This window comes from Nonomuraea sp. NPDC049141 (assembly GCF_040648415.1).
In the GTDB taxonomy this organism is placed as follows: Bacteria; Actinomycetota; Actinomycetes; order Streptosporangiales; family Streptosporangiaceae; genus Nonomuraea.
The window spans coordinates 1-2,166 of record NZ_JBEZDR010000149.1; the positions used below are offsets into that span (position 1 = coordinate 1).

The 2,166-nt window shown below is 70.9% G+C and carries 2 protein-coding genes; one reads left to right on the forward strand and one right to left on the reverse strand.

Annotation, left to right across the window (positions count from 1 at the left end; genetic code table 11):
• Positions 1 to 58: 58 nt before the first annotated feature.
• Entirely contained in the window at positions 59 to 1,342 is a 1,284-nt protein-coding gene (eno, locus tag AB0B91_RS65300; protein ID WP_089001974.1) for a phosphopyruvate hydratase, read from the reverse strand.
• A 233-nt stretch (positions 1,343 to 1,575) separates the two neighbouring features.
• On the opposite strand from eno, the gene AB0B91_RS65305 reads away from it, so the two are divergent.
• Positions 1,576 to 2,166: hypothetical protein (locus AB0B91_RS65305; protein ID WP_358343066.1), on the forward strand; the 591-nt coding region annotated here is incomplete at its 3' end.

The window sequence follows — 2,166 nt, forward strand, 5'->3', positions numbered from 1 at the left end:
CCGCCCGGTGTGCGGCGCTGCTGCATCGTCACACCCCTCCCCCGAGGCCTCGCGCGTCTCAGGCCGAACGGTAGCGCGGGAAGGCGCCCGCCCCGGCGTACCGCGCCGCGTCGGCCAGCTCCTCCTCGATCCGCAGGAGCTGGTTGTACTTGGCGACCCGGTCCGAACGGGCCGGCGCGCCGGTCTTGATCTGCCCGCAACCGGTGGCCACCGCCAGGTCCGCGATGGTGGTGTCCTCGGTCTCGCCGGAGCGGTGGCTCATCATGCACTTGAAGCCGGCCCGGTGGGCCAGGTCCACCGCGTCCAGGGTCTCGGTCAGCGAACCGATCTGGTTGACCTTGACGAGGACCGCGTTGGCGGCCTTCTCGGCGATGCCGCGGGCGATGCGCTGCGGGTTGGTGACGAAGAGGTCGTCGCCGACGATCTGGACGCGGTCGCCGAGCGAGGCGGTCAGCGTCTGCCAGCCGGTCCAGTCGTCCTCGGCCAGCGGGTCCTCGATCGACACGATGGGGTAGTCGCCGGCGAGCTTGGTGTAGTAGTTGCTCATCTCCTCGGCGGTCTTCGCGGCGCCCTCGAAGGTGTAGGTGCCGTTGTCGAAGAACTCCGTGGCGGCGACGTCGAGCGCGAAGACGATGTCGGTGCCGAGCCGGTAGCCGGCCTTCTCGACCGCCTCGGCGATGAGGTCCAGGGCGGCGGCGTTGGTGGGCAGGTTGGGCGCGAAGCCGCCCTCGTCGCCGAGACCGGTGGAGAGGTCCTTCTTCTTCAGCACGGACTTCAGCGCGTGGTAGACCTCCGCGCCGGAGCGCAGCGCCTCGCGGAAGCTGGGCGCGCCGATCGGCGCGATCATGAACTCCTGGATGTCGACGTTCGAGTCCGCGTGCGCGCCGCCGTTGAGGATGTTCATCATCGGCACCGGCAGCAGGTGCGCGTTCGGGCCGCCCAGGTAGCGGAAGAGGCTCAGCTCGGCGCTGCCGGCCGCCGCCTTGGCCACCGCCAGGGAGACGCCGAGGATGGCGTTCGCGCCCAGCTCGGACTTGCTGTCGGTGCCGTCGACGTCGAGCATCTTCTGGTCGATCAGCCGCTGCTCGCTGGCCTCGTAGCCGATCAGCTCGTCGACGATCTTGTCCTCGATGTTCGAGACCGCCTTCTCGACGCCCTTGCCCTGGTAGCGGTCGGCGTCACCGTCGCGCAGCTCGATCGCCTCGAAGGCGCCCGTGGAGGCGCCGGAGGGCACCGCCGCCCGGGCGATCGTGCCGTCGTCGAGCCCGACCTCGACCTCGACAGTCGGGTTGCCCCGCGAGTCCAGAATCTCCCGCGCGACGATTCCCTCGATGGTTGCCACTGAGTCGCTCCTCGTTTGTGTGTTCCGGTCCGGTATGGGCCGCGACGGTGCGGCTGAGGCAGTTGTTGAACGCAGCGTATCGGGCGGTGCTCGGACGCGGGCGGTCCGGGCGCTCGCCGACCCGATCCGAAACCTGCCTTCGGGCGGTGCTTTACACGGACATTCCCGGATTCTCGTGCCTCAACCGGCAACGGGTTTGCGCGCGGTTGACCCGATCGGCCAGGCTGGGCGCCATGCCCGCCGCCTCGACCACCCTCCGCATGCTCGCCGTGTCGGTCATCGCGTCGCTCACGGTGACCGGTTGCCAGACCCTCGACGACGCCGGCCGGGCGATCGGGCGGTCCGACCTGGTGAACGACCTGGCCGCCCGGCTCGACCGGGCACTGGAGCTGACCTACTCCGCCGACTACCAGCTCCCCGGCGGGCAGACCGCCACCATCGCCCAGGCCCAGGACCCGGCCCGCTCCGCCTACACCTGGCCCGGCGGCAAGCTCACCGTCACCCCGGAGGCCACGACCCGCTGCGAGACCGCCGCCGGTCGCGCGACCTGCACCCTGGAGGCCCCGCCCGCGCCCAACGCGAAGCCCACGGTGACCATGTTCACCGAGGCCAAGCGACGGGGTCTGGTCACGCCGCCGGTCGTCGTGGGACTACTCACCACCGCCGCGCTCGACCCGGAGGCGGTCATCGACCAGAGCGACACCACCCTCGCCGGCCACCACGCCACCTGCGTGGACGTTACGCAGTCCGCGGGTGACTTCACCGCCTGCGTGACCACCGACGGGGTGCTGGGCAGCTTCACCGGCCTGGTCGACGGCCGCCAG